Origin of the sequence: Ottowia massiliensis (genome assembly GCF_900240305.1) — a bacterium.
Taxonomy (GTDB): Bacteria; Pseudomonadota; Gammaproteobacteria; order Burkholderiales; family Burkholderiaceae_C; genus Ottowia; species Ottowia massiliensis.
In genome coordinates this window covers 330,659-355,160 of the sequence record NZ_LT964854.1, presented here as the reverse complement: position 1 = coordinate 355,160, position 24,502 = coordinate 330,659, and the positions used below count along the sequence as shown (strand labels likewise).

Genomic DNA, 24,502 nt, shown 5'->3' with positions numbered 1-24,502 from the left:
CGGGTAGCTGCCCTAGGTGAAACAGGGCTTTTGCTGTTCGCGCATAACCTAAGATTCTCCCATGCTTTCCCTGAACTCCGATTCAATAAGTATTCAGGCATTCCAAAGACGTGGTTTACTAATAGCCAAAAAGATCAATCTCCTTGTTTGAGATAACGTTATCCAGATTATCAAATTCATCCTGCAGAAAAATTGGTGTGCTTTCTAATATATTCAGCATACCTTCATGTTTTACCCAATTACAATTCCATAAACCTGCTTGGCTAGCTCGCAATTCACACATCTTTTCGGAGAACCTAAATCTTTCCAAGTCATTCTTCAACATTCTTTGCAGCCAAATTTGCGCGAACCCAGAATTAGGCATCCTGCTTAACTTCTTGTAGACCAGCAGAGACATATCTTTGCTGCTATCCAGTTCCGATAGCAATTTGCTAATAATGGCGCAACATACTGGTATCACCTTCGGATTATTATAGGCAATGTCTGTCGCAATACTGATTAACTGCTCTATGTTGCGAATTTTCCCTTTCCTTTCTCTTATTCTCTCGATCCGTTTATCAAACTTATTTAATGCAACATTCAAACTACCTGAATTAGCATAATTAATGCCATGCTGCCTGATAAGCAAAAGCTGTTTTTGCAAGCTGATTCGATTATTCTGCGGAATGGCTAGCCAAGCCAACTTATCCTTCTTTATCGACTGGCCAATAATATCTTGACTTCCTCTGGTTTTGCTTGCATTCAGCTTTAGCCCAAAAGGCATCATGATTTCAGAAAGCAGTTTTAAAATTCTTTCTCCTTCACTAGAATTATTGACAAAGACTCGATAATCATCACGATAGCGCAGGATTTTATAATCTATAATTTTCTCTCTCTTAAGAATGACACCTAATATTCTATCCACATAGCCCAATACAATTTCGGCCACAAAATCCATCAATACAGAGCCTTGCGGGATTCCATTGGTTTGCTTATATTGCGCATCTTGAATGCTTGCATCAATTATATTTCCCAACAACTTTTTGTTCTTCTTCCCTTCTGATGATTTTGCAACTTTCTTACCTTCTACTGCCCAGGCAATGGAATGCGTGTAAATTGATCCATAGCAATCTGCCACATCCGTATCAAAGACACAATTATATTCTAGCGAAAGCAAAATGGATTGTTGCTCTACTTGCTCCCACCAATTAGAAATTTGTTGAGCCTTATCGGATTGCTTATTTTCAGATTGGACCGGGATGCTCAGACATTTTATTTTTTCATTTCTGCTAAATTTCTTAAATCTTGCCTGCAATTTTCCCCAATTTTGCTCTTCAGTTATTTCGTGCACCAACGCCACATATACTAAAGGATTTATGATTTGCAACGGCCGCCATGATAATTTTCCATCTTTATTGGCGTAGAGAAGATAATTCACGCCCCCCAATACTCCTATTGCATTTCTTGACTTGCTGAAGTCGCTTAATAATTTTTTACCTTGATATCTATCGGACACCCTTTTTAATAGCTTGGAAAATGAGAAGTATCTTGGCAAGTCGATATTGCAATAGCTTTCATGTTTCAGAAAGAATTGCCTTGCTTCGACAGCCCCTAATTCTAAGATGATCTTCCGGTTCATTTGCTATTTATCTCATTACAAAATTTGATTTTTATCTGATTGTTTATCTTCAATCTTTTAAAATGACCTCCTGCATACTCCACCGATCTACCTCGTTTTCCGAGCAACTCCGGCTGGCAGATTACCTCCAACGAACAGATTTCACAGTGTTTGCCATAGTCAGGCAGCAGGTTTATCTGTTGTTTAGGGATCCACGTATAGTAATGATGGCAGCGGCTGTTTTTAGCTCTAGAAGCACCTATTCGCAGTCTGGCCGCGAGAGCGCGGTGGATCGGAAGAGTAGCAAAGCGCAGGCGTGCCCTGCGATCCGTTTGCGATCCAGCGAGGATTTGCAACGGTTTAAGACTACCCAAGCTGGGCTTTTATTTCTGCAGGCAGATTGCGGATAAGTTCTATAAGACCGCTCGCAGGCGAAGAAGGGGCATAGAGGGCCGGCCAGGTCAGAAGGATTGGGAATTGCCGGAACGGACAGACCCGGGCGGGCAGGGCACCGATGCGGATGGGGCGCGCCTTGAGCGCTGGTTCCTTCGTCAAACCACGGCAAAAACAGGAGCAAATTCAAGGGGGTTCAAATGCCGTTTCGCGCAGTTTCCACTAGGACATATTGCTATGGATAGAGGAGCGAAAAGCCGAGTACTGCCGCCTTTGCCCGCCCATGCCACATGCCTTTCCCTTGCGCCTGCGCGGTCGATCTGCGCATGGCTTACCGAAAACGGGTTGGCTTCCGCTCGCGTGAAGCAGCGGCCAGATCTGGCGCAGGCGAGATGGACGGTTATGGCTGGCGGCTATGGCTGGCGGCTGGCCGGTGGCTGGCTGGCGGCGGGGTCATCTGGCTGGGCGGCGAGGCGGCGCTCCAGGGCGTTCAGGGCCAGTTCCTGCTGGCGCAGGCGGTCTTGGGTTTGGCGGCGCTGCTGGCGGGCGCGGCTGACGCAGTCATTGACGGCAAAGCGCTTCCAGCAGGCTTTTTCAGCTTGTTCAAAACGCTGGCGGGCGGCGTTTTGTTCGGCGGCAATGCGGCTGCGCTCGGCGGCCATCCACGGTTCCAGGGCCGCGCCTTGGGGCGCGGCGGCAATCCAGTCCTGGGCGGCCTGCGCGTGGGCCGTCTGCGCGGCGCGGTGGCTTTCGTGCAAAGAGGCCGAGGAGCAGGCGGCCAGCAGGGCCGGGGCGGCAAGGAGGATGAGCAGGCGGCGCATGGCAGTGAAGGCGGTGAAAAGGCAGTGAAGGCAGCAATGAGGGCGATGGATTTGCAACGCCGCAGAGCGCCTCAGGGCCGCGTTTTTGCGCTCACGGACGGGCTTTGAACGGGGGTTTCAGGTGAGCTGGGTGTCCACGGCGCGGTGTTCCAGCGCCAGGTATTCGGCCGATTGCATTTCCATCAGGCGCGAGACGGTGCGCGGAAATTCGTGGGCCAGCGGCCCTTCGGTGTAGAGCTGCTCGGGCGACACGGCGGCCGAGAGCATGAATTTGACGCGGCGGTCATACAGCACGTCCACCAGCAGGGTGAAGCGCCGCGCCTCGGAGGCGTTGTGCACGTGCATTTGCGGCACGTCTGACAGCAGCAGGGTGTGGTAGCGCGAGGCGATTTCGAGGTAGTCGTTTTGCGAGCGCAGGCCGCCGCAGAGCGTTTTGAAGTCAAACCAGATGACGCCGCCCGCGCGGCGGCAGGCGGTGATTTCGCGGCCTTCGATTTCGATGACGGGCGATTCGTCCGCCGTGCCTGCCAGGCGCGTGAAGGCGTCTTGCATGGCGGCATCGGCTTGCGCGCCCAGAGGGCTGTGGTAAAGCGGCACTTGCTCCAGCGTGCGGCGGCGGTAGTCGGTGCCGTTGTCCACGTTGATGACGTCCATGCGCGCGTTGAGCAGCTCGATGGCAGGCAGGATGCGGTCGCGGTGCAGGCCGTTGGGGTACAGCTCGTCGGGCCTGAAGTTGCTGGTGGTGACAAAGCCCACGCCGTTGTCAAACAGTGCCACCAGCAGGCGGTGCAGGATCATGGCGTCGGTGATGTCGGCCACGTGAAATTCGTCAAAGCAGATGAGCTTGAATTTGGCGGCGATGCGCCGGCCCAGCTCGTCCAGCGGATTGACCTGGCCTTGCAAGGCAGCCATTTCGCGGTGCACTTCGCGCATGAATTCGTGAAAGTGCAGGCGCGTTTTGCGGCGGATGGGCACGGTGTTGAAAAAGCAGTCCATCAAAAAGCTTTTGCCGCGCCCCACGCCGCCATACATGTAAACGCCCTTGGGAATTTCGGGGTGGTTGATGAGTTTTTTGAACCGGTTGGAACGCCGGGCCTTGTAGGCGGCCCAGTCATTGGCGCAGCGCTCCAGCGCCTGCACGGCGCGAAGCTGGGCGGGGTCGGACTGAAAGCCGCGCGCGGCCAGTTCCTGCTGGTAGGTTTCGGAGACGCTGGGTCGGGTCATGCTGGCGCTTTCACATTTTCCGGTTGATGGCGAATATTCAAAAAGGATATTTCAGGCAACAGTTGATAAAAATGCCTATTCAAAGAAATCTTCGTCAATTTCAACAATTTCCAGCAACTGCCGGGTCTGAATGCCTACATGGTAGCGAATCATCAGCGTGGCCAGATGTTGTCCGTCAATCAGAACCACTTTGCCCAGCAGTTTCTGCGCATATTCCTGCGCGCTTTTGGTAAAGGCGGAAGTGGTCATGAACACGCCACGCTCCACGCCACGGCCCTGCAAGGCGCCGACAAACGACTGAATCTCCTTGCTGCCCACCGTGTTGCCGTGGTCATAGCGCTTGGCCTGAATGTAGATGTTCTGAATGCCCAGCGGATCTTGCTTGATGACGCCGTCAATACCGCCATCGTGCGACTGGCCCACATGATCGGCCAGATTCTCCTTGCCGCCATACCCCATTGCCAGCAATACCCTGATCACGGCTTTTTCAAAAAATTCGGGTGTATTCTGGCGCAACCGGTTTAGCAATTCGACGGCGGTCTGGTTTTCCATTTCTTCCACCGCGCGAATGGCAAGAGATTCGGGCGATTCTTCTGATGAATCTGGCAGGGTTTCATCAAGCGCGGAGCGGCCGCCATTTCTTTCCTGAATGGCTTTCATATAGGCATCCCATAAAGGCAGGCCCGCCAAATCTTTCTCCATTATTTTGTCGGCCTGTTTCCATTTCTTGTAAAACGCCTGGCCCGCTGGCGTGATTTGGTAAATGGCGCGCCCTGGCCGCTCCAGAATGCCCGCCTTGGCAAACGAGGTGCAGGCCCAGCCAATGCGGTTGTCGGCGCGGCTCTGGCCTGAGGCCAGGCGCTCGGCTTTTTCCTCCTCGCTCAAGCCGGCGGCCTGGCAGACGGCTTCGATGATTTGCCGCGTTTTCCGAGGTTGGCCGTCTTGCATCAGGCGCAAGACAAAAGGACGGAATTCATCAATGGTCTGCATCAGATTTTTTTGCGCGGGTTTGAAACGGTTGGACTGACCAAAGAAGAAATGCCGCAACCTAGACAGAGATTGCGGCGTGGTGATTCAGGGCCGACTGGACGCCAGCACGGTGCGTAGGGCAGCCCGAATCGTGCAGGGCCTTCTCTGAATGTGCAAAGCAGGGACGCTATTCGGCATGACTTTCACTTCAGAAAAAGGAGCAAATTCACCCCCTCAAAACACCGTCTGCCGCCCATTCGGCTAGGAGGTAACGCTATCAATCAAGGAGCGAATCAGGCTCATTCTGATGAGCTTGTTCGCGCCTGTCATGAGGCCATCTGCCGTTCAGAAATTGAGCGTGCGCTTGTCTACGGCCAGCGCGGCTTCCTTGGTGGACTCGCTCAGGGATGGGTGGGCATGGCAAATGCGGGCGATGTCTTCGCTGCTGGCGCGGAAGGCCATGGCCACGCAGGCCTCGGCAATCAGCTCGCTGGCATAGGGGCCGATGATGTGCACGCCCAGGATTTCGTCGGTTTTGGCATCCGCCAGGAATTTGACGAAGCCCGTGGTGTCGCCCAGCGCGCGTGCGCGGCCGTTGGCCATGAAGGGGAAGGTGCCGGCCTTGTATTTCGCGCCTTCGGCCTTGAGCTGCTGCTCAGTTTTGCCGACCCAGGCGATTTCGGGGCTGGTGTAGATGACCCACGGAATCAGCGCGAAGTCCACATGGCCATGCTGGCCCGCGATGCGCTCGGCCACGGTCACGGCTTCTTCTTCGGCCTTGTGCGCCAGCATGGGGCCGCGCACCACGTCGCCCACGGCCCACACGCCGGGCAGGCTGGTGCGGCATTGGTCATCGACCACGATGTCGCCGCGCTCGCCCAGCTTCAGGCCCACGGCTTCGGCGTTCAGGCCCTGCGTGTTGGGCACGCGGCCAATGGAGACGATGAGCTTGTCCACTTCCAGCGTTTGCGCTTCGCCCTTGGCGTTGGTGTAGGCAACGGTGACGCCTTTTTTGCCGGATTTGATTTCGCCGACTTTGACGCCCAGCTCGATTTTCAGGCCCTGTTTGTCGAAAGCCTTTTTGGCTTCCTTGGCCACTTGCTCGTCCGCCGCGCCCAGGAAGGTGGGCAGCCCTTCCAGAATGGTGACTTCCGCGCCCAGGCGGCGCCAGACGCTGCCCATTTCCAGCCCGATGACGCCGGAGCCGATGACGCCGAGTTTTTTGGGCGCCGCGCCGCTGGTTTTGCCAATGCGCAAAGCGCCGTCGTTGGAGAGGATGTTTTCTTCGTCAAACGGCGCGCCGGGCAGCTGGCGGGCGCTGGAGCCGGTGGCCACGATGATTTGCTTGCCCGTGAGGGTTTCGCTCTTGTCGCCCGTTACGGCGATTTCGTAGCCGCCGTCCACGGCCTTGAGGAAAGAGCCTTTGCCGTGAAAGAAGCTGACTTTGTTCTTTTTGAACAGGTAAAGGATGCCGTCGTTGTTTTGTTTGACCACGCCGTCTTTGCGGGCGATCATTTTCTTGACGTCCATTTTCAGGTCTTTGAGGCTGATGCCGTGCTCGCCAAAGTGATGCGCGGCCTGCTCGAAATGCTCGGAGCTTTGCAGCAGCGCCTTGGACGGAATGCAGCCCACGTTGGTGCAGGTGCCTCCGGGAGCGGGGCCGCCTTTTTCGTTTTTCCACTCGTCAATGCAGGCCACGTTCAGGCCCAGCTGCGCAGCGCGAATGGCCGCGATATAGCCGCCGGGGCCTGCGCCGATAACGATGACGTCAAAAGTGTCACTCATATTGTGAATCTCCAGAAAAGATGGAAGGTTGAATCTCAGCAGACTTTCAATGCGGAAGGCGGCAACAACAATTGTGGTAGCCACGCATAAAACAAGTAGGTCGCCCACAGAAGCATGCATAGCGCCAGACCCGCAGCCAGCAACAGACACCACCCACGCCACACGGCGGCCCGACCTTCGAGCAGCACCATGGGAAACCACGGCTTGCCGCTAAGAGGCAGGTTGGTCCGGCGGCGTATCAGTTGGTAGGCATGACGGACGATCCACGCCCACATCAGCCATGCGGGCAAAAAGCCAAACAGAATGATGCCGCCTGCTATTCCCCACAAGCCTTGGCTGTAGCCACCCCAGCCCGCGTTGCACACCAGTGAGCTGACCCAGGCGAAGTAAAGCTGAAACGGATCAAAACTGGACACTTGCCACCAGCCCGCCATGTCTGCCAGCATCCCGGCCAGTAGCAGGACAGTGAGCACGGACAAAGTTTTGCCCGGAATGCGCCCCTCCACCCAAACAACAGGCTTCGTCTGGCGTGGCGAAGTGCCGGGCAGAGGCTGATTCAGCCAGCGCCACAGTATGGCAAGACGCTGAGGCCAGATCGGTTCGGGCATGGGGCATCCTCCGATTGAAAGTCCCGCCGCGCACTGTCGCACTATCACGGAACCTGTTCGTGATAGCCGACTGGCGGCAAGGCCGATCAGAGGTCGAACAGCAGGCGGGCCGGGTCTTCCAGCGCCTCTTTCATGGCCACCAGGCCCAGCACGGCTTCGCGGCCGTCGATGATGCGGTGGTCGTAGCTCATGGCCAGGTAGTTCATGGGGCGGATGACGATCTGGCCGTTTTCCACCACGGCGCGTTCCTTGGTGGCGTGCACGCCCAGAATGGCCGATTGCGGCGGGTTGATGATGGGGGTGGACATCATGGAGCCGAAGGTGCCGCCGTTGCTGATGGAGAAGGTGCCGCCGGTCATTTCCTCAATGCCCAGCTTGCCGTCCTTGGCTTTCTGGCCGAATTCGGCAATCTTCTTTTCGATGTCGGCAAAGCTCATCTGGTCGGCGTTGCGCAGAATGGGAACGACCAGGCCGCGCGGGCTGCCCACGGCAATGCCAATGTCGAAATAGCCGTGATAGACGATGTCGTTGCCGTCCACGCTGGCGTTGATGACCGGGAATTTCTTGAGCGCGTGCACCGCCGCCTTGACGAAGAAGGACATGAAGCCGAGCTTGACGCCGTGCTCCTTGACGAAGGCGTCCTGGAACTTCTTGCGCAGTTCCATGACGGGGGCCATGTTCACTTCGTTGAAGGTGGTGAGGATGGCGTTGGTAGCCTGCGATTGCAGCAGGCGCTCGGCCACGCGGGCGCGCAGGCGCGTCATGGGCACGCGCTGCTCGGGGCGGCTGCCTAGATCGGGCGCGGCCGGGCCGCTGACTTGCGGCAGGCTGGCCGTGGGCACGCCGGTCGGGATGGACGCGGGTTTGGCTCCGCCGGCGACAGCGCCGAGCACGTCGCCCTTGGTCACGCGGCCATCCTTGCCGGTGCCGGGCACGCTGCCTGCGGGCAGGTTGTTGTCGGCCATGAGCTTGGCGGCGGCTGGCATGGCGATGCCCGCCTTGCTGTTGCTGGCCGGGGCAGCGGCGCTGGCGGCGGGCGCGGGCGCAGCTGCCGCTGAAGCAGGAGCCGCTGCGGCGGCGCCTGCCACGGCTTCGGTATCAATCTTGGCCAGCAGCTGATCGGCGGTGACGGTGGCGCCATCGGGCTGGATGATTTCGGTGAGCACGCCTGCGGCTGGAGAGGGCACTTCCAGCACGACTTTGTCGGTTTCGACTTCGATCAGGATTTCATCGGCCTGAACGGCTTCGCCCGGCTTTTTCTTCCATTGCAGCAGCGTGGCTTCGGTGATGGATTCAGAAAGCTGGGGCACCTTGACTTCGACGATTGCCATTTTGGGTATTCCGTTGGTGGTTGAGAGTGGGAGGGGAAGGCGGCGCGGTCCTTGCACGGAGCCTGCGCCGCCTGGTTCGCTTACTTGCTGAGCACAAAGCCCTTGATGCGCGAGAACGCCGCCTCAAGCAGCGCCTTTTGCTGCTCCTGGTGCAGGTGGGCGTAGCCCACGGCGGGCGAGGCGGAAGCCGGACGGCCTGCGTAGCCGAGCTTCTGGCCGGGCAGCATGTTTTCGTGGATGTAGTGCTGCACGAAGAACCATGCGCCCTGGTTTTGCGGCTCGTCCTGGCACCAGACGATTTCGGTGGCGTGAGGGTATTTCTTGAGTTCCGCCCCGAACGCCTTGTGCGGGAAGGGGTAGAGCTGCTCGACACGGATGATGGCCACGTCATCGCTGCCTTTTTCGGCGCGCTTTTTGACCAGGTCGTAATACACCTTGCCGGAGCAGGCAATCACGCGCTTGACCTTGTCGGCCTTGAGTTCGCCCTTGTCGCCAATGACGGTCTGGAAGCCTCCCTTGGTGAACTCGGACACTGGCGAGGTGGCGTCCTTGTTGCGCAGCAGGCTCTTGGGCGTGAAGATGACCAGCGGCTTGCGCAGCGGACGAACCATCTGGCGGCGCAGCACGTGAAAGATCTGGCTGGCCGTGGTGGGCTGCACGATCTGCATGTTGGCGTCGGCGGCCAGTTGCATGAAGCGTTCCACGCGGGCGGAAGAGTGCTCCGGCCCCTGGCCTTCATAGCCGTGCGGCAGCATCATGGTCAGGCCATTGAGGCGCCCCCACTTCACTTCGCCCGAAGCGATGAACTGGTCAATCACCACTTGCGCGCCATTGGCAAAGTCGCCGAACTGCGCTTCCCAGATGACCAGCGTGCTGGGGTCGTTCGAGGCGTAGCCGTATTCAAAGGCCAGCACGGCTTCTTCCGAGAGGATGGAGTCGATGACGGTGAAGGAGCCTTGCTTCTTGTCCACGTTTTGTAGCGGAATGTAGGTGCCTTCGTCCCACTTCTCGCGGTTCTGGTCGTGAATGACGGCGTGGCGGTGCGTGAACGTGCCGCGCCCGCAGTCTTCGCCGGAAATGCGCACCGGATAGCCGTTGGCCACCAGTGTGGCAAAAGCCATGTGCTCGCCCATGCCCCAGTCCACATTGATTTCGCCACGGCCCATGGCGGCGCGGTCGTCATAGACCTTTTTCACCAGCGCGTGCGGGCTGACGGTGGCAGGCAGCGTGGTGAGCTTTTCGGCAATGCGCTTCCACTCGGTCAGGGGAATGGCGGTTTCTGCGGCGTCCGTCCACTTCTGGCCGCTGAACTTGCTCCAGTTGCCCTCGAACTGCGCCTTGAAGTTGGTTGCCAGCGGATCGACCGTGTGGTGGCCCGCGTCCATCGCGGCGCGATAGGCTTTGGCCAGGTCATCGCCCAGCGTGTCGCCCAGCCCTTGCGCGGCCAGCTTGTCGGCATAGAGCTTGCGGGTGCCGGGGTGCTGGGCAATCTTCTTGTACATGAGCGGCTGGGTGAGCATGGGAGTGTCCTGCTCGTTGTGGCCCAGCTTGCGGTAGCACACGATGTCCACCACCACGTCGTGGCCGAACTCCATGCGGTAGTCCAGCGCCAGTTGCGCGGCCAGGCAGACGGCTTCGGGGTCATCGCCATTGACGTGCAGCACGGGCGCGCCAATCATTTTCACGATGTCCGTGCAATAGGTTGTGGAGCGCGCATCGCGCGGGTCAGACGTCGTGAAGCCAATCTGGTTGTTGATCACGATGTGCACCGTGCCGCCTGTGGTGTAGCCGCGCGTTTGCGACAGCGCCAGCGTTTCCTGGTTCACGCCCTGCCCGGCAAAGGCGGCATCGCCATGCACCAGCACGGGCAGCACCTGTTTGCCGCGCGGGTCGCCCCGGCGGTCCATGCGGGCGCGCACCGAGCCTTCCACCACGGGATTGACGATTTCCAGATGCGAGGGGTTGAACGCCAGCGCCAGATGGATGGGGCCGGTCGGCGTGGCCACGTCGGAGCTGAAGCCCTGGTGATACTTCACGTCGCCAGCGGGCAAGTCTTCAGGGGCGGTGTGATCAAATTCGGCAAACAAGTCCTTGGGCAGCTTGCCCAGCGTATTGACCAGCACATTCAGACGGCCCCGGTGGGCCATGCCAATCACCAGCTCCTGCACGCCGTGCTTTGCGGCATCCGTCACCAGCTCGTCCATCGCGGCAATAAACGACTCGCCGCCTTCCAGCGAAAAGCGCTTTTGTCCCACATATTTGGTGTGCAGATAGCGCTCCAGCCCTTCGGCGGCGGTCAGGCGTTCCAGAATGCGTTTTTTCTTCGCGGCGTCAAAAGACGGCTTGGAGCGAATGGACTCCAGCTTTTGCTGCCACCAGCGCTTTTGCGCCTGGTCCGTGATGTACATGTACTCGGCGCCAATGGTGCCGCAGTAGGTTTCGCGCAGGGCGTTGAGCAGCTCGCGCAGCGACATGGTGTCTTTGCCGAAGAAGGTGTTGCCCACGTTGAACACCGTTTCCATGTCCGCGTCCGAAAAGCCGTAGAAAGACGGCTCCAGCTCCGGAATAACGGGCCGCTCGGTGCGCTTGAGCGGGTCCAGATCGGCCCAGCGCTGGCCCACGTTGCGATAGGCGGCAATGAGCTGCTGCACCGCCGTGCGCTTGCGCCCCAGGTCGGGGTCGTCGCCAAAGGCGCGCACCACTTGCGTGCCGCCGTGCTTGGCGCGCTCGGCAAAGGCGTCAATCACGGGCTGGTGCGGCACATCGCGGGCACTGCTGCCATCCGTGGCGGGCACGTGTTGCAAGGCGTCGAAATATTCGCGCCAGGAATCGGGCACGCTGCCGGGGTTTTCCAGGTATTTCTCGTACATCTCTTCGACGTACGGGGCGTTGCCTCCGAAAAGGTAGGTATTGCCCTTGTAAGTGTCGTAGACGGATTTCGTCTCGCTCATCGTTCGCTGACCTTTCGCCTCTCTTGAAGAGGCATGGGTTGGTGGGAGGAAATAACCTTCCGCGTCACGGCTGGACCGGTTGGCGGATAGCGATGTGGCAGGGAAGGAGCCGGGAAGTAAATGAATTGCGACGGTGACGAATTGTGCCACTGCGCTTTTTGTCTTCAATCAAGGGTAAACATCAACAAAAAAGCCGCATGCCCCAAAAGGAGCATGCGGCTTTTTCAAATTGGTGCCCGGGGCCGGAATCGAACCGGCATGGTGTCGCCACCGGCAGATTTTGAGTCTGCTGCGTCTACCAATTTCGCCACCCGGGCGGCGGAAAGCGGCGGATTATGGCACAGCATCCACTGGCAGCCGCACGCCGTATATTCACCCCATGAGCAAGCAATCTCCCCAGGAAATTCAGTACCCCACCATACAAGACGTCATTGGCCGCACGCCGCTGGTGCGCCTGGCGCGCATGCCCGGCTGCGGGCAGCGGGGCAACGTCATTCTCGGCAAGCTGGAAGGCAACAACCCTGCCGGTTCGGTGAAAGACCGCGCGGCACTGGCCATGATTCAGGGCGCGCAAGCGCGCGGCGAGGTGCGCCCCGGCGACACGCTGATTGAGGCCACCAGCGGCAACACCGGTATTGCATTGGCCATGGCGGCGGCCATCATGGGCTACCGCATGGTGCTCGTCATGCCGGAAGACCTTTCCGTGGAGCGCGCGCAAACCATGAAGGCTTATGGCGCGGAACTCATCCTCACCCCGCGCTCGGGCGGCATGGAATACGCGCGCGATCTGGCTGAAAAAATGCAGCGCCAGGGCAAGGGCCGCGTGCTCGACCAGTTTGCCAATGCCGATAACCCCCGCGCCCATGTGGAAACCACGGGGCCTGAAATCTGGGAGCAGACCGGCGGGCGCATCACCCACTTCGTCAGCGCCATGGGCACCACGGGCACCATCACCGGCGTTGCGCGCTATCTGAAAAGCCGCAACCCCGCTGTGCGCATCATTGGCGCGCAGCCCTCGGCGGGGTCTCGCATTCCCGGCATTCGCAAGTGGCCTGAAGCGTATGAGCCGCGCATCTACGACGCCTCGCTCGTGGACGAACTCATTTCCGTCACCCAGGCCGATGCCGAAGAAACCAGCCGCCAGCTGGCCCGGCAAGAAGGCATCTTCGCCGGCATCTCCTCTGGCGGCGCGTGCTGGGCCGCCCAGCAAGTGGCCGAACGCGAGAGCGGTGCCACCATCGTGTTCATCGTCTGCGACCGGGGCGACCGGTACCTCTCGACCGGCGTCTTTCCGGCCTGACTCCGTCATATCAAAAACAGGAGCAAATACAGGAGCGCGAAATGCCATTTCGCGCAAGCTCCACTAGGACATAATGCTATTGATACAGTAGCGAAAATCTGCGCCTCCACACCTTCTCCGCGCTGCCATGCAAGAAAACACCTGCCCGCCGCCCGCCGCCGAAGTAGATGCCCGCGGCCTGCACTGCCCCCTGCCCATCCTGCGCGCCAAAAAAGCGCTTGCCACGCTGCAAAGCGGCCAGCTGCTGCGGGTGCTGGCGACCGACCCCGGCTCCGTGCGCGACTTTCAGGCTTTCGCGCAGCAGACCGGCAACACGCTGGTGGCCCAAAGCGAATCCGCAGGCGAATTCACTCATGTGCTGCGGCGGCGCTAGCGGCCAGAACCGCTTGCGCAGGCTCTTTCGCGGCTGAACCCGAGCCTGCCCACATGAGCTGCCATCGCCAGATATCACCCAAGGCCCCACAAGCGTGACACTTGTCACGTTTTGTCGCTGTTGCGCTACGCGCGCTGCCTGAAAGCGCCCAAGGCAACGCACAATGCACATTCATTAACCTTTTCAGGAGCCACCTCACATGCGACACCTTTTTGCACTGGCCTTGATGGCCGCCCTGTCCGTGACTGCCGCACATGCCCAGGAAAGCGCCGCGCAGCCTGCCGCGCAAGCCGCCCCCGCAGCGGCCCCTGCCCCTGCGGCTCAGCCCGCCAAGCAGCAAGCCCCGGCCCAGCCCGTGTCCGTGCCCCAGCCCGAGGCCGACCTCAGCGGCCTGCCCATCCGGCCCGATATCGAAATACCCGACCCATCCATCCGCAACACCAACAACTACATGTTCAACGCCCAAGGCGTGAACTGCTCGCTATACCCCGCCCGCTGCCGCTGATATCGCGCGGCGGCGACAATCCGGCTGTTTCTTGCCAGAAGCTCCGGCGGCCTTTCACAGGCTGCCGGAGCTTCTTTTTCGCCTTCGCCTTTCAGGAGCTTCACGTCATGCAGGCCGCATGGATGCTTGCCGCCGCCTTCTTCTTCTCCAGCATGGGCGTGTGCGTGAAATACGCCGCCGCGCACTTCACGCCGCTGGAGATCATTTTTTACCGGGGCCTTTTCGGCATGCTCTTCACGGCGGCGCTGGTGCGCATGCGCGGCGTGCCGCTGGCCACGCGCTGGCCCTGGGCGCATGCATGGCGCAACGTCGTTGGCGTGGGCGCCATGAGCGCATGGTTCTACGCCATGGCCCACCTGCCGCTGGCCACGGCCATGACACTCAACTACATGAGCAGCGTGTGGATCGCCGTTTTCGTGCTTGGCGGCGCGCTGCTCATGCGCCGCTGGGACGATTTGCGCGCCCAGTGGCCGCTGGCTCTGACAGTCGCGGCGGGGTTCGCAGGCGTTGTGCTCATCCTGCGCCCGGCCATCGCGCAAGACGAACACGTGGCCGGCCTGATCGGCCTGGCCTCGGGCATGCTGGCCGCCATGGCCTACATGCAAGTAGCCGCCCTGGGACGCCTGGGCGAGCCGGAAACGCGCACCGTGTTCTATTTCTCGCTCGGCTCCGCCCTGGCTGGCGCGGCAGCTACGTGCATCACCGGCTGGCATGGCCTGAACACACCCGGCGCCTGGTGGCTATTGCCCGTCGGCCTGCTGGCCGTGCTCGGCCAGCTTTGCCTCACACGCGCCTACACCCGCAGCGCCACCATGCTGGTCGCCAACCTCCAGTATTCAGGCATCGTGTTCGCCGCCCTGTATGGCGTGGCCCTGTTTGGCGAATACCTGCCGCTGACCGGCTGGCTGGGCATCATCCTCATCACCGCCAGCGGCATGGCCGCTTCGCTCTGGCGCAAGCGGCTGCGTCTGAAAACAGCAGCGCCGCCCCGGCCTGCGACCTGATCGCGCCCATCTGGCGCGGCTTCGGCGCGCCTTGATCGGCTGTGCGCACGCAGCCCGTCGCCGGAAACCGTTTTTTAGAACCTGCTCACGATCTGGCCGCGTGGGGCCGCGAATCGGCGGGATGGGCTGCAACGCCGCCAGCCGCGCAGCAAACGGAAAACCGCGCCGGCAACCAGGAATAGGCACATGTAAGTAGTACCGTGTATGTATCATGCCCGTCCCCCTATTCCATCAGGAGCCATATCGTGAACATCGCCGCGCAATCCTTCTCCCCTCGTACGGATGACGCCAAAGGCGTTGGAACGGGCCTGCTGGGCTACGCCCGCGCCGCGCCCGTTGACGCGCATCTGGGCTGGCTGCCTGAGCAGCTTGAGGCGGCCGCGCAGGACGCTGGCAGCTCACTGAAGGACAGCCGTCCCCTGAAGCAGGTATTGGCTGCAACCGAACGCGGCTACCAGATACCCCAACGCGGCCTGAACGCCATTGCGGGCGAGCTGTTTGCTGATGCGCGTATCCGCATTGAGCAATACATCCGGCCGCTGAAAACGCTGCCGGAAAAATTCTTCATCACCGACCCGGCCAAGGCGGGCGATCCGCTGGCCTGGCGCCAGGCCGCCAAAGAAGCCAGCGAAAGCCGCAACCAGATCATGAAGGACGTGCGGGAGCAGCTTTCCGCCAAGGGGCTGGTCGCTTCGGAGAGCGCCAAGAAAAACGCGCTGACATTCGAGGATCTGTGGGACAAGGAAGCGTCCCGATTGGAAGAAAAGCCGAAAGCTGGCGGCAATACCATGTCAGCGGCCCAGAAGGAAATTGCCATCTCGCGGGAGATCATCAAGACGGCGGGCAAAAGCGACCCCACCTTCGATGCCGCCGTCCAGAACGCCGACAGCGCTAGCCGCAGCCTGAAAGCGCTGAAGCATGGAGGCCGTGCGCTGGCTGTCGTTGGGGCCGTGATGGATGGCGTCTCCGTCACCCGGCAGGTGCAGGAAAGCATGAAGACCGGCCATTGGGACAACACGGGCAAGGAAGTCTCGCGCGTGGCGGGCGGCTGGCTGGGCGCGGCGGCGGCGGGCGCGCTGGTTGGCAGCGCTTCAGGCAGCATCGTGCCGGTGCTGGGCAACGTGACCGGCTTTCTGGTGAGCGCGGCGGCAGGAGCCGTCGGCTACTGGCTTGGCTCCCGTGGCGGTGAAGCCGCGTATCAGGCCGCCGCTCACTGATTCGGCGCGGATCTGGCGCTGCCGCTCCTTGATCGGCTGCGAGCGCACGGCCCGCCGCCGGGAACCGTTTTTCAGGATGGACTTTGCATGGACGCATCAAACCCAATCGACCCTTTGTTTCTGGCGCTGGCCCAGCCCGTGCTGCGCGGCCCGGCGAGGCAGGCCGTCACGGTGACGCCAGGCACAGGCGGCGCGGCCATTGGCGCGCGGCTCTGGCCGCGCGACGATCAGGGCGGCGTCGTGTACGCCTGGGGGCACGCCGCCCCGCAAGATGGCGTGCCGTGGCTGGCCTCGCAGCGGCGCGTCTGGGCGCTGCTGGACGGGCACAGGCCGCTCACCGTGGCTCCAGCCACCGGCTGGGGATGGAACGGCGGGCCGCCTAAAGCGCCCTATCCGTCCGTGGTGAGCGCGCAAGTGGGCGGACTGACGGTGTTTTTCGCCAACACCGCGCAGCAGGTGCGCGTGTTCGCCGCCGATGCCGAGCAGGCGGTGGAGCTGGAGCCGGTGGACGACGCGCAAATCTTCGCCGCCTGGTCCTGCGCGGGCCAGCTCTGGACGGCAGGCATGACATCGCGCCTGGTGGCTGGCGGCGGCGATGATTTCGACCTTAGCCAGGCGCTGCTGCTGCGCTGGGACACGCGCCCGCTGGCCGTGGCCGCCCGCTGGCAAGGGCGCGATCTGTGGCGCGTGAACGAACTGGCCACATCTGCCGCTGGCTGGTCGGACGTGCTCGGCGTGGAAGCCTGGCTGACAGCCTTGCCCGGCGCGGAAAGCGGCCCGCGCTGGCTGCTGGGCGCGCCGATCACGCGCGGCGTGCATGACCCGCTTGACTATCCCTACTGGTTGCTGCTCGGTCCGCCCGCGCCAAACGATTACATGGCGCTGCTGCTGGCGCGTGTTGATGGCCTGGCGGCGGCCGCTGCTAGCGAGCCGCCGCCGCTGACCCTGATGCGCGTGCTGGACGGGTTCAGCCTGGTTGGCTGCTGCGGCATGGGCGGCAGCGCGGACGGCGCGCTGGTGTTCACGGCGCGGCGCGAGCTGGAGAATGCGTACAACTCGTGCCAGCCAAGCCAGCTTCACGTCAGCCGCTGGGATGGCGCGGCGGCGCAGCTGGGCGCGCCGCAGCCGCTGAGCATTGCCGGTTTGCCGCCGCAGGCCGCGCAAGCCATGCTGCGGGACTTTGACGCCATTTACCACCCCGCCTTCGGCTACGCTGCCACGCTGACGTGGAAGGAGGACGAAATCACTGCCGCCACGGCCTTGCTGCACAGCCGCGACGGGCGGCAGTGGCAGGTGGTGCAGCGGCTGGAGCCAGCGCCGGAGCCGGACTGAAGCCGCTGCCCGTCTTGCCGGGGCTGCCAGGGTTGCTGGCCTTGCCCCCTCGCCTCTGGGGCAGCCCGCAGAGTGTCTCGCTGGAGCCAAAGGCAATTTTCAGGATGGACTTTGCATGGATGCATCAACCCCAATCGACCCCTTGTTTCTGGCGCTGGCCCAGCCCGTGCTGCGCGGCCCGGAGGGGCAGGCCGTCACGGTGATGCCAGGCACAGGCGGCGCGGCCATTGGTGCGCGGCTCTGGCCGCGAGACGATCAGGGCGGCACCGTGTACGTCTGGGGCCATGCCGCCCCGCAAGATGGCGTGCCGTGGCTGGCCTCGCCGCGGCGCATCTGGGCGCTGCTGGATGGGCACAGGCCGCTCACCGTGGCTCCTGCCACAGGCTGGGGTTTGTCCGTTTTGCCGCCCTATCCATCCGTAGTCAGCGCGCAAGTGGGCGGGTTGACGGTGTTTTTCGCCAACACCGCGCGGCAGGTGCGCGTATTTGCCGCCGATGCAAAGCAGGCGGTGGAGCTGGAGCCGGTGGACGACGCGCAAATTTTTGCCGCCTGGTCCTGCGCGGGCCAGCTCTGGGCGGCGGGCATGGCGCCGCGCCTGCTAGCTGGCAGAGACGATGATTACGACTTCAGCGAGGCGCTGCTGCTGCGCTGGAGCGTGCGCCCGCTGGCTGTAGCCGCCCGCTGGCAAGGGCGTGATGTGTGGCGCGTCAACGAACTGGGCGCCTCTGCCGCAGGCTGGTCGGACGTGCTCGGCGCGGAAGCCTGGCTGGCTGCCCTGCCTGGCGTTGAAAGCGGCCCGCGCTGGCTGCTGGGCGCGCCGCTCACGCGCGGCCTGCATGGCCCGATTGACTACTTTTTCTGGATGATTGGCCCGCCCGCGCCAGACGACTACATGGCGCTGCTGCTGGCGCGCGTTGATGGTCTGGCCGCTGCTGCCGCCAGCGAGCCGCCGCCGCTGACGCTGATGCGCGTGCTGGACGGCTTCAGCCTGATCGGCTGCTGTAGCACGGGCGACGCGTGCGGCGCGCTGGTGTTTACGGCGCGGCGCGAGCTGGAGCGTGCGTACCTGCCTTGGCCAAGCCAGCTGCACGTGAGCTGCTGGGATGGCGCGGCGGCGCAACTGGGCGCGCCGCAGCCTTTGAGCATTGCCGGTCTGCCGCCGCAGGCCGCGCAAGCCATGCTGTGTGACTTTGACGCCATTTACCACCCCGCCTTCGGCTACGCCGCCACCCTGACATGGGAGGAGGAAGCCCCCGCCGCCACGGCCTTGCTGCACAGCCGCGACGGGCGGCAGTGGCAGGTGGTGCAGCGGCTGGAGCCAGCGCCGCAGGCGCACTGAGGCCGCTGCCCGGCCCGGGGCCGTTTCTTCTGCGGCTCACAGCCCGCTCATGCTTCTTGAAAAGAGGAGCGGATTTGGCGGGGTCAAAAACGGCTCTTGCGCCCTTTCCACTAGGACCTCATGCTCCAATTAAAGGAGCAAAATCAAAGGGCGGAGCAAGACGCGAGCGGAATGAACGCCCGCGTCTGGGCGCTTTGGCCGGGTCAGAAGGACAGGTGCAGCGTCAGATCAAACGCACGGGGCGCGCCGGAACCGCTTTCGCTCCTCTCGCCGCCTTGGCGGGTGATCGGCTGGCGGGTTCAGCCTGCGCGCGGCGGCTCCTGCGGGTTTTCGCGGTTTTTCAGCTCGTCAAAGCGGGCCTTCATGGTGGGGTTGCCGCGCGTGAGCTTCTTGATGGTCACATCCTGCGCTTTGTCATTGGCCAGACGCAAATTGCGGTCGGCGCCCAACAGGGCATCGCGGGTTTTTTGCAGGTGGTCGATGGATTTGTCGATTTCGTCAATCGCCGTCTGAAAGCGCCGCGAAGCCAGATCGTAGTTTTTGCCAAAAGCGGTCTTGAAAGCCTCGAGCTGGTTTTCAAAATTCGTAATATCCACATTCTGCGCCTTCACCAGCGCCAATTCGGCCTTGTATTGGGCGGCATTGAGCGCCGCATTGCGCAGCAGCGTGATCATGGGAATGAAAAACTGCGGCCGGATCACGTACATTTTTGGATAACGGTGCGAAACATCGACAATGCCGCCGTTGTAAAGCTCGCTATCGGGCTCCAGCAGCGAAACCAGCACGGCATATTCGCATTTCTTTTCGTTGCGATCGCGGTCCAGCTCTTTCAGAAAATCCTCGTTTTTCTTCTTCGTGGCCGTGGTTTCATTTTCGTTTTTCATCTCGAACATGATGGAAACGATTTCCGCGCCCGATTCGTCCTGTTCGCGGAAAATGAAATCACCCTTGCTGCCGCTGCTGGCGTCATTGTCTTTTTCAAAATAGGCGCGAGCAAAAGCCGTTGCGCGCAGGCGGTTGAATTCGGTTTCGCAGTGCTGCTCCAGCGTTTCGCCCACCATTTTGGTGGACAGGCGCGCCTTCATGTCGCGCAGGCGCTCAATGGCCGCGTCGCGATCTTTCAACTGGATTTCGTAGCGTTCTTTCAGGGATTGCTCGGACAGCTTTTTGGCCATCTCTGCCTGCTCAAGCTGGCTTTTCAGCGCATCGCGCTCCTGCTGCATTTCGCTGACGGCCTTGGCAATATTCAATTCGTGCGCCGCGTCAGCCGTTTGCAGCCGGGCCTTCAGCTCCTGGATTTGCGCCGCGCTTTCGGCGGCGGCCTGCTGCAATGCGCTTGCCAGCCGCGCTTCGGCCAATTGCGCGGCGGCTTTCTGGGCCTGTTGCTGCTGCGCCAGCTGGCGGGCCAGTTCGTCGCGCTCTTTTTCGGCGGCGTGGCGCGCTTGTTCCACGGCCAGCTGCTGATCTTTGCCGCTGGCCTGCAACTGGGCCTCAAGCGCCTGAATCTGCGCTTCTTTTTCAGCGGCGGCCCGCTGCAACTGGCTGGCCGCTTCGCTGCGGGCCAGCTTGAGGGCGGTTTGCTTTTCACGCTCGGCCATTTCCAGCCGCTCGTGCAGCTGCTTGTCAAATTCGCGGTCGCGCACCTGCCGCAGGATGTCGGCATAGCCCGATTCGTCAATCTTGAATGCCTTGCTGCAATGCGGGCAGATGATGTCGTGCATGGCGGCCCTTCCTTTGTCCCCTCACACGTTGAACAAGAAGTTCATCACGTCGCCGTCTTTGACGACGTAGTCCTTGCCTTCGGCGCGCATTTTTCCGGCCTCTTTGGCGCCTTGCTCGCCCTGGTAGCGAATGAAGTCGTCGAAAGAAATGGTCTGGGCGCGGATGAAGCCGCGCTCGAAATCGCCGTGGATGACGCCCGCCGCTTGCGGGGCGGTATCGCCAATGTGAATCGTCCAGGCGCGCACTTCCTTGACGCCGGCGGTGAAGTAGGTTTGCAGGCCCAGCAGGCGGAAAGCCGCGCGGATCAGCCGGTTCAGGCCCGGCTCGCTCTGGCCCATTTCTTCGAGGAAAAGCGCCTTGTCTTCGTCGCTCATGTCGGCCATGTCGGCTTCCATCTTGGCGCAGATGGCCACCACGGGGGCGTTTTGGCTGGCGGCGTATTCCTGCAAGCGCGCCAGCAGCGGGTTGTTTTCAAAGCCGTCTTCGCTGACGTTGCCCACGAACATGGCGGGCTTGGCGGTGATGAGGCACAGGGGCTTGAGGCGCGCCTGGTCTTCGGGCGAGAGCGCCAGGGTGCGCACGGGGCGGCCTTCGTTCAGGGCGGCCTGCACCGGCTCCAGCAGCTTGAGCATGGCGGCAGCTTCCTTGTCGTTGCCGCTTTTGCTGGCTTTGGTGTAGCGCTGCACGGCTTTTTCGACCGTGCCCAGATCGGCCAGGCACAGCTCGGTCTGGATGACTTCGATGTCGGCAATGGGATCGACCTTGCCGGCCACGTGAACCACGTTGGCGTCTTCAAAGCAGCGCACCACGTTCACGATGGCGTCTGTCTCGCGGATGTGCGCCAGAAACTGGTTGCCCAGCCCTTCGCCCTGGCTGGCGCCGGCCACCAGCCCGGCGATGTCCACGAATTCGACGATGGCGGGCACCACGCGCTCGGGCTTGACCACCTCGGCCAGCTGTTTCAGGCGCGGGTCGGGCACTTCCACCACGCCGGTGTTGGGTTCGATGGTGCAAAACGGGTAGTTCTCGGCGGCAATGCCCGCCCGGGTCAGCGCGTTGAAAAGAGTGGACTTGCCCACGTTGGGCAGGCCCACGATGCCGCATTGGAGGCTCATGAGGGGGTCCAGTAGAGGGAAAAAGCGGGCATTCTAGGGGCGCGCCCCGCCGCAGGCCCTGTGGCGGAAGGCCTGGCGCTCCTGCTTTTCGGCAACCTGTCCGCAGGCCGGGAGCGGGCGGCGGGCGCACCGTGATATTTCGCTACTTTATCCATAGCATGAGGTCCTAGTGGAGCGTGCGCAAAGCGGCATTTCGACCCCTCTGGATTTGCTCCTTCTTTTGGTATCTTCCAGGCAGACGGAGCGCGCCAGAACCCGTTTCTTTGCTCTTTTCTGCCCTGCCCGCTGGCGCAAAAAAGCCGCCTGTTCCCATGCGGGCGAGGCGGCTGGCGGCGGAAAGAGGGCGCTCGGAGCGGGTTTTCTGAGCAGGTTCTCAGGCTGCCTGAAGCGTTTGCCTGCCGTCCAGATAGGGTTGCAGCGCGGCGGGAATGCGGATGCTGCCGTCGGCCTGCTGGTGGTTTTCCAGCACGGCCACCAGCGCGCGGCCTACGGCCAGGCCGCTGCCGTTGAGGGTGTGCACGAGTTCGTTTTTGCCCTGCGCCGTTTTGAAGCGCGCTTGCAGGCGGCGCGCCTGAAAGGCCTCGCAGTTGCTGACGGAGGAGATTTCGCGGTAGGTGTTTTGTGCGGGCAGCCACACTTCCAGATCGAAGGTTTTGGCGCTGCCAAAGCCCATGTCGCCGGTGCACAGCAGCACCACGCGGTAGGGCAGCTCCAGCAGCTGGAGCACATGCTCGGCGTGGCCGACCATTTCATTCAGCGCCTCGTAGCTTTTTGCGGGGTGGGTGATTTGCACCATTTCCACTTTGTCGAACTGGTGCTGGCGGATCATGCCGCGCGTGTCGCGCCCGGCGCTGCCGGCTTCGGAGCGAAAGCACGGGCTGTGCGCGGTGAGTTTGAGGGGCAGGCTGGCTTCGGCCAGGATTTCGCCTTGCACGTAGTTGGTCAGCGGCACTTCGGCGGTGGGAATGAGGTACATCGGCTCGGCCTGGCCTTCCTGCCCGCCTTTTTGGGCGGCGAACAAGTCGGCCTCGAACTTGGGCAGCTGGCCGGTGCCGCGCAGCGCCCGGTCATTGACGATGTAGGGCGTGTAGCACTCGGTGTAGCCGTGCTGCTGCGTTTGCACGTCGAGCATGAATTGCGCCAGCGCCCGGTGCAGGCGGGCGGCGGGGCCGCGCAGAAAGGCAAAGCGCGCGCCGGAGAGCTTGGCGCCGGTTTCAAAGTCCAGCCCCAGCGGCGCGCCCAGGTCTACGTGGTCGCGCACGGCAAAGGCAAAGCGCGGCGGCTCGCCCCAGCGGCGCACTTCGAGGTTTTGCGTTTCGTCGGCGCCGACGGGCACGCTTTCATGCGGCAGGTTGGGCACGGCCAGCAGCAGCGCTTCCATTTGCTGCTGAATGGCGGCCAGGCGTTCGGCGGACTGGTCCAGCCCGCTTTTGAGGGCGGCCATTTGCGCCATCAAGTCGTCGGCGCTTTCGCCTTTGGCCTTGCGCTGGCCGATTTGCTTGCTGGCGGCGTTACGCTGCGCTTGCAGCTCTTCGGTGCGGGTCTGGATGGCTTTGCGCTCGGCTTCCAGCGCGCGGAAGGCCGCTTCGTCCAGAAAAGGCTGCGGGTTTTTGCGGGTGGCCAGGCGCTGGAGCACGCCCTCCAGGTCTTTGCGTAGGAGTTGGGGATCAAGCATGGAGCGCGATTGTAGGAAGGCGCTTGCCCGGCCCAGGCCCGCTGCCAGAGGCCCGCCGCGCCAGTTTCAGCCCGGTTTTCAGCCCCGTTGTCACCGGCCGCCGCCAGGCTGCCTGCTGAAAGACATCAAAAACAGGAGCGAATTGGGCGGGTTAAAAATGCTCTCAGCGCAGTTTCCACTAGGACATCATGCTATGGATAGAGGAGCGAAAAGCAGCCCGCTTCTGCTCATGTGCTGGCGCGCCCTGAGCCACCTGAACCGCTCTTTTGGCGCCCCGCGCCAGGCATGAGGGCCTGCCCAGAGCGCCGCAGGGCCTGCTCTTTGGCCAAGGGAAAGCCGCCATACTTGCCCGCATGAAATTGGCCTCTTTCCACGACGGCTCGCGCGACGGGCAGCTCGCTGTCGTCTCGCGCGATCTGGGCAGCGCCTGCTACGCCAGCGGCATTGCCGCCACTTTGCAGCAGGCGCTGCAAGACTGGAACTTCATCGCTCCGCAATTGCAAACGCTGTCTGACGCGCTCAACAGCGGCCACGCCCGTCACGCCTTTGCCTTCGACCCCGCCCTGTGTCTGGCCCCGCTGCCGCGCGCCTTTCAGTGGGCGCTGGCAAGCTGCGCGCCAGAGGAGAGCGCGCCGCCAGGCCACGCGCCAGACGGCGCCGCTCCCGCTCTCTTTCTGGCTGCGGGGGATACCTTGCGCGGCCCTTGCGGCCCTCTGCCCGCCCTGCCCGGCGCGCTGGACTTTGAGCCGCAGCTGGCCGCCATCGTGGCCGATGCGCCCCGCGCCGCCACCGCCGATCAGGGGCAGGATGCCATTCGCCTGCTTGCGCTGGCCTGCCCCTTGCGCCTGCGCGAAGCGCCCTGGGCCGATAGCTGCCCTGCCACCGCTTTCGCCCCCGTTGCCCTCACGCCCGATGAACTCGGCCCCGCCTGGCAGGCGGGCGTGGCCAGACTCACTCTCCAGGCCAGCCTGAACGGGCGCAAAACCGGCTTGCTCGATACCCGCCGCGCCTGGCCGCTGGGCCAGCTGGCCGCCGCCTGCGCCCGCACCCGCGCGCTGACGGCCGGCAGCCTGCTGGGCGCAGGCCCCACGCCTGCCGCCTCCGGCCACTCCAGCATTCAGCAGCGCCGCGCCAGCGGCCTGCAAGCTGCCTGGCTGCAAGCTGGCGACGCCCTGCACCTGCAAGCCAGGGCCAAAGACGGCGCGCCCCTGTTTGGCGCCATTGACTTGCGTCTGTCCTGA

The 24,502-nt window shown here is 62.0% G+C and carries 19 protein-coding genes, 1 tRNA gene and 1 pseudogene; 8 read left to right on the top strand and 13 right to left on the bottom strand.

Annotated features, from left to right (window positions below; all coding sequences use genetic code 11):
* Positions 1-118: 118 nt before the first annotated feature.
* The 10 genes and pseudogenes from C1720_RS01465 to C1720_RS01420 all read right to left on the bottom strand — a co-directional run bounded on the left by C1720_RS01465 (position 119) and on the right by C1720_RS01420 (position 11,996).
* Positions 119-1,618: an RNA-directed DNA polymerase gene (locus tag C1720_RS01465; RefSeq protein ID WP_102282990.1), complete on the bottom strand. Its 1,500-nt coding sequence runs from the start codon at positions 1,616-1,618 to the stop codon at positions 119-121.
* A gap of 785 nt (positions 1,619-2,403) precedes the next feature.
* Positions 2,404-2,811: a hypothetical protein gene (locus tag C1720_RS01455; RefSeq protein WP_102282988.1), complete on the bottom strand. Its 408-nt coding sequence runs from the start codon at positions 2,809-2,811 to the stop codon at positions 2,404-2,406.
* Between the two features lie 117 nt (positions 2,812-2,928).
* Complete coding sequence (gene zapE, locus C1720_RS01450; protein ID WP_102282987.1) at positions 2,929-4,035, bottom strand: cell division protein ZapE; 1,107 nt, start codon at positions 4,033-4,035, stop codon at positions 2,929-2,931.
* A 75-nt stretch (positions 4,036-4,110) separates the two neighbouring features.
* Positions 4,111-4,737 (bottom strand): restriction endonuclease, encoded by a 627-nt coding sequence (locus C1720_RS01445; protein WP_233199731.1) that lies wholly within the window; start codon positions 4,735-4,737, stop codon positions 4,111-4,113.
* A 39-nt stretch (positions 4,738-4,776) separates the two neighbouring features.
* A pseudogene (locus C1720_RS14540) lies at positions 4,777-5,025 on the bottom strand (winged helix-turn-helix domain-containing protein); the annotation flags it as partial.
* 324 nt (positions 5,026-5,349) lie between these two features.
* On the bottom strand, positions 5,350-6,789 hold the full coding sequence (gene lpdA / locus C1720_RS01440) for a dihydrolipoyl dehydrogenase (RefSeq protein WP_102282986.1): 1,440 nt from the start codon (positions 6,787-6,789) through the stop codon (positions 5,350-5,352).
* Between the two features lie 35 nt (positions 6,790-6,824).
* A complete protein-coding gene (locus C1720_RS01435; protein WP_102282985.1) occupies positions 6,825-7,397 on the bottom strand; it encodes a hypothetical protein in 573 nt (190 codons plus the stop codon).
* Positions 7,398-7,483: 86 nt separating this feature from the next.
* Positions 7,484-8,728: a 2-oxoglutarate dehydrogenase complex dihydrolipoyllysine-residue succinyltransferase gene (gene odhB, locus C1720_RS01430; RefSeq protein ID WP_102282984.1), complete on the bottom strand. Its 1,245-nt coding sequence runs from the start codon at positions 8,726-8,728 to the stop codon at positions 7,484-7,486.
* An 80-nt stretch (positions 8,729-8,808) separates the two neighbouring features.
* Entirely contained in the window at positions 8,809-11,679 is a 2,871-nt protein-coding gene (locus tag C1720_RS01425) for a 2-oxoglutarate dehydrogenase E1 component (RefSeq protein ID WP_102282983.1), read from the bottom strand.
* 230 nt (positions 11,680-11,909) lie between these two features.
* A tRNA-Leu gene (locus tag C1720_RS01420) sits at positions 11,910-11,996 on the bottom strand.
* Positions 11,997-12,082: 86 nt separating this feature from the next.
* Here C1720_RS01420 and cysM point away from each other — a divergent pair.
* From cysM to C1720_RS01385, 7 genes are all read left to right on the top strand, one after another.
* Positions 12,083-12,979 carry a cysteine synthase CysM gene (gene cysM, locus C1720_RS01415; protein ID WP_102284431.1) on the top strand — a complete coding sequence of 299 codons (897 nt, stop codon included), beginning with the start codon at positions 12,083-12,085 and terminating at the stop codon, positions 12,977-12,979.
* Between the two features lie 127 nt (positions 12,980-13,106).
* Positions 13,107-13,352, top strand: coding sequence for a sulfurtransferase TusA family protein (locus tag C1720_RS01410; protein ID WP_102282982.1), 246 nt, complete (start codon positions 13,107-13,109; stop codon positions 13,350-13,352).
* Between the two features lie 199 nt (positions 13,353-13,551).
* Positions 13,552-13,857 (top strand): hypothetical protein, encoded by a 306-nt coding sequence (locus tag C1720_RS01405; RefSeq protein ID WP_146006808.1) that lies wholly within the window; start codon positions 13,552-13,554, stop codon positions 13,855-13,857.
* 107 nt (positions 13,858-13,964) lie between these two features.
* On the top strand, positions 13,965-14,861 hold the full coding sequence (locus C1720_RS01400) for a DMT family transporter (protein ID WP_102282980.1): 897 nt from the start codon (positions 13,965-13,967) through the stop codon (positions 14,859-14,861).
* Between the two features lie 245 nt (positions 14,862-15,106).
* Entirely contained in the window at positions 15,107-16,078 is a 972-nt protein-coding gene (locus tag C1720_RS01395; RefSeq protein ID WP_102282979.1) for a hypothetical protein, read from the top strand.
* An 87-nt stretch (positions 16,079-16,165) separates the two neighbouring features.
* On the top strand, positions 16,166-17,410 hold the full coding sequence (locus C1720_RS01390; protein WP_102282978.1) for a hypothetical protein: 1,245 nt from the start codon (positions 16,166-16,168) through the stop codon (positions 17,408-17,410).
* Positions 17,411-17,525: 115 nt separating this feature from the next.
* On the top strand, positions 17,526-18,749 hold the full coding sequence (locus C1720_RS01385; protein ID WP_146006807.1) for a hypothetical protein: 1,224 nt from the start codon (positions 17,526-17,528) through the stop codon (positions 18,747-18,749).
* Positions 18,750-19,048: 299 nt separating this feature from the next.
* On the opposite strand, the gene C1720_RS01380 is transcribed toward C1720_RS01385, so the two are convergent.
* From C1720_RS01380 to serS, 3 genes are all read right to left on the bottom strand, one after another.
* Positions 19,049-20,470 carry a DUF2130 domain-containing protein gene (locus tag C1720_RS01380; protein ID WP_102282976.1) on the bottom strand — a complete coding sequence of 474 codons (1,422 nt, stop codon included), beginning with the start codon at positions 20,468-20,470 and terminating at the stop codon, positions 19,049-19,051.
* 21 nt (positions 20,471-20,491) lie between these two features.
* Complete coding sequence (ychF, locus tag C1720_RS01375) at positions 20,492-21,586, bottom strand: redox-regulated ATPase YchF (RefSeq protein WP_102282975.1); 1,095 nt, start codon at positions 21,584-21,586, stop codon at positions 20,492-20,494.
* Between the two features lie 373 nt (positions 21,587-21,959).
* On the bottom strand, positions 21,960-23,261 hold the full coding sequence (serS, locus tag C1720_RS01370) for a serine--tRNA ligase (protein ID WP_102282974.1): 1,302 nt from the start codon (positions 23,259-23,261) through the stop codon (positions 21,960-21,962).
* A 353-nt stretch (positions 23,262-23,614) separates the two neighbouring features.
* On the opposite strand from serS, the gene C1720_RS01365 reads away from it, so the two are divergent.
* Positions 23,615-24,502, top strand: a complete 888-nt coding sequence (locus C1720_RS01365) for a fumarylacetoacetate hydrolase family protein (RefSeq protein ID WP_102284430.1) — start codon at positions 23,615-23,617, stop codon at positions 24,500-24,502.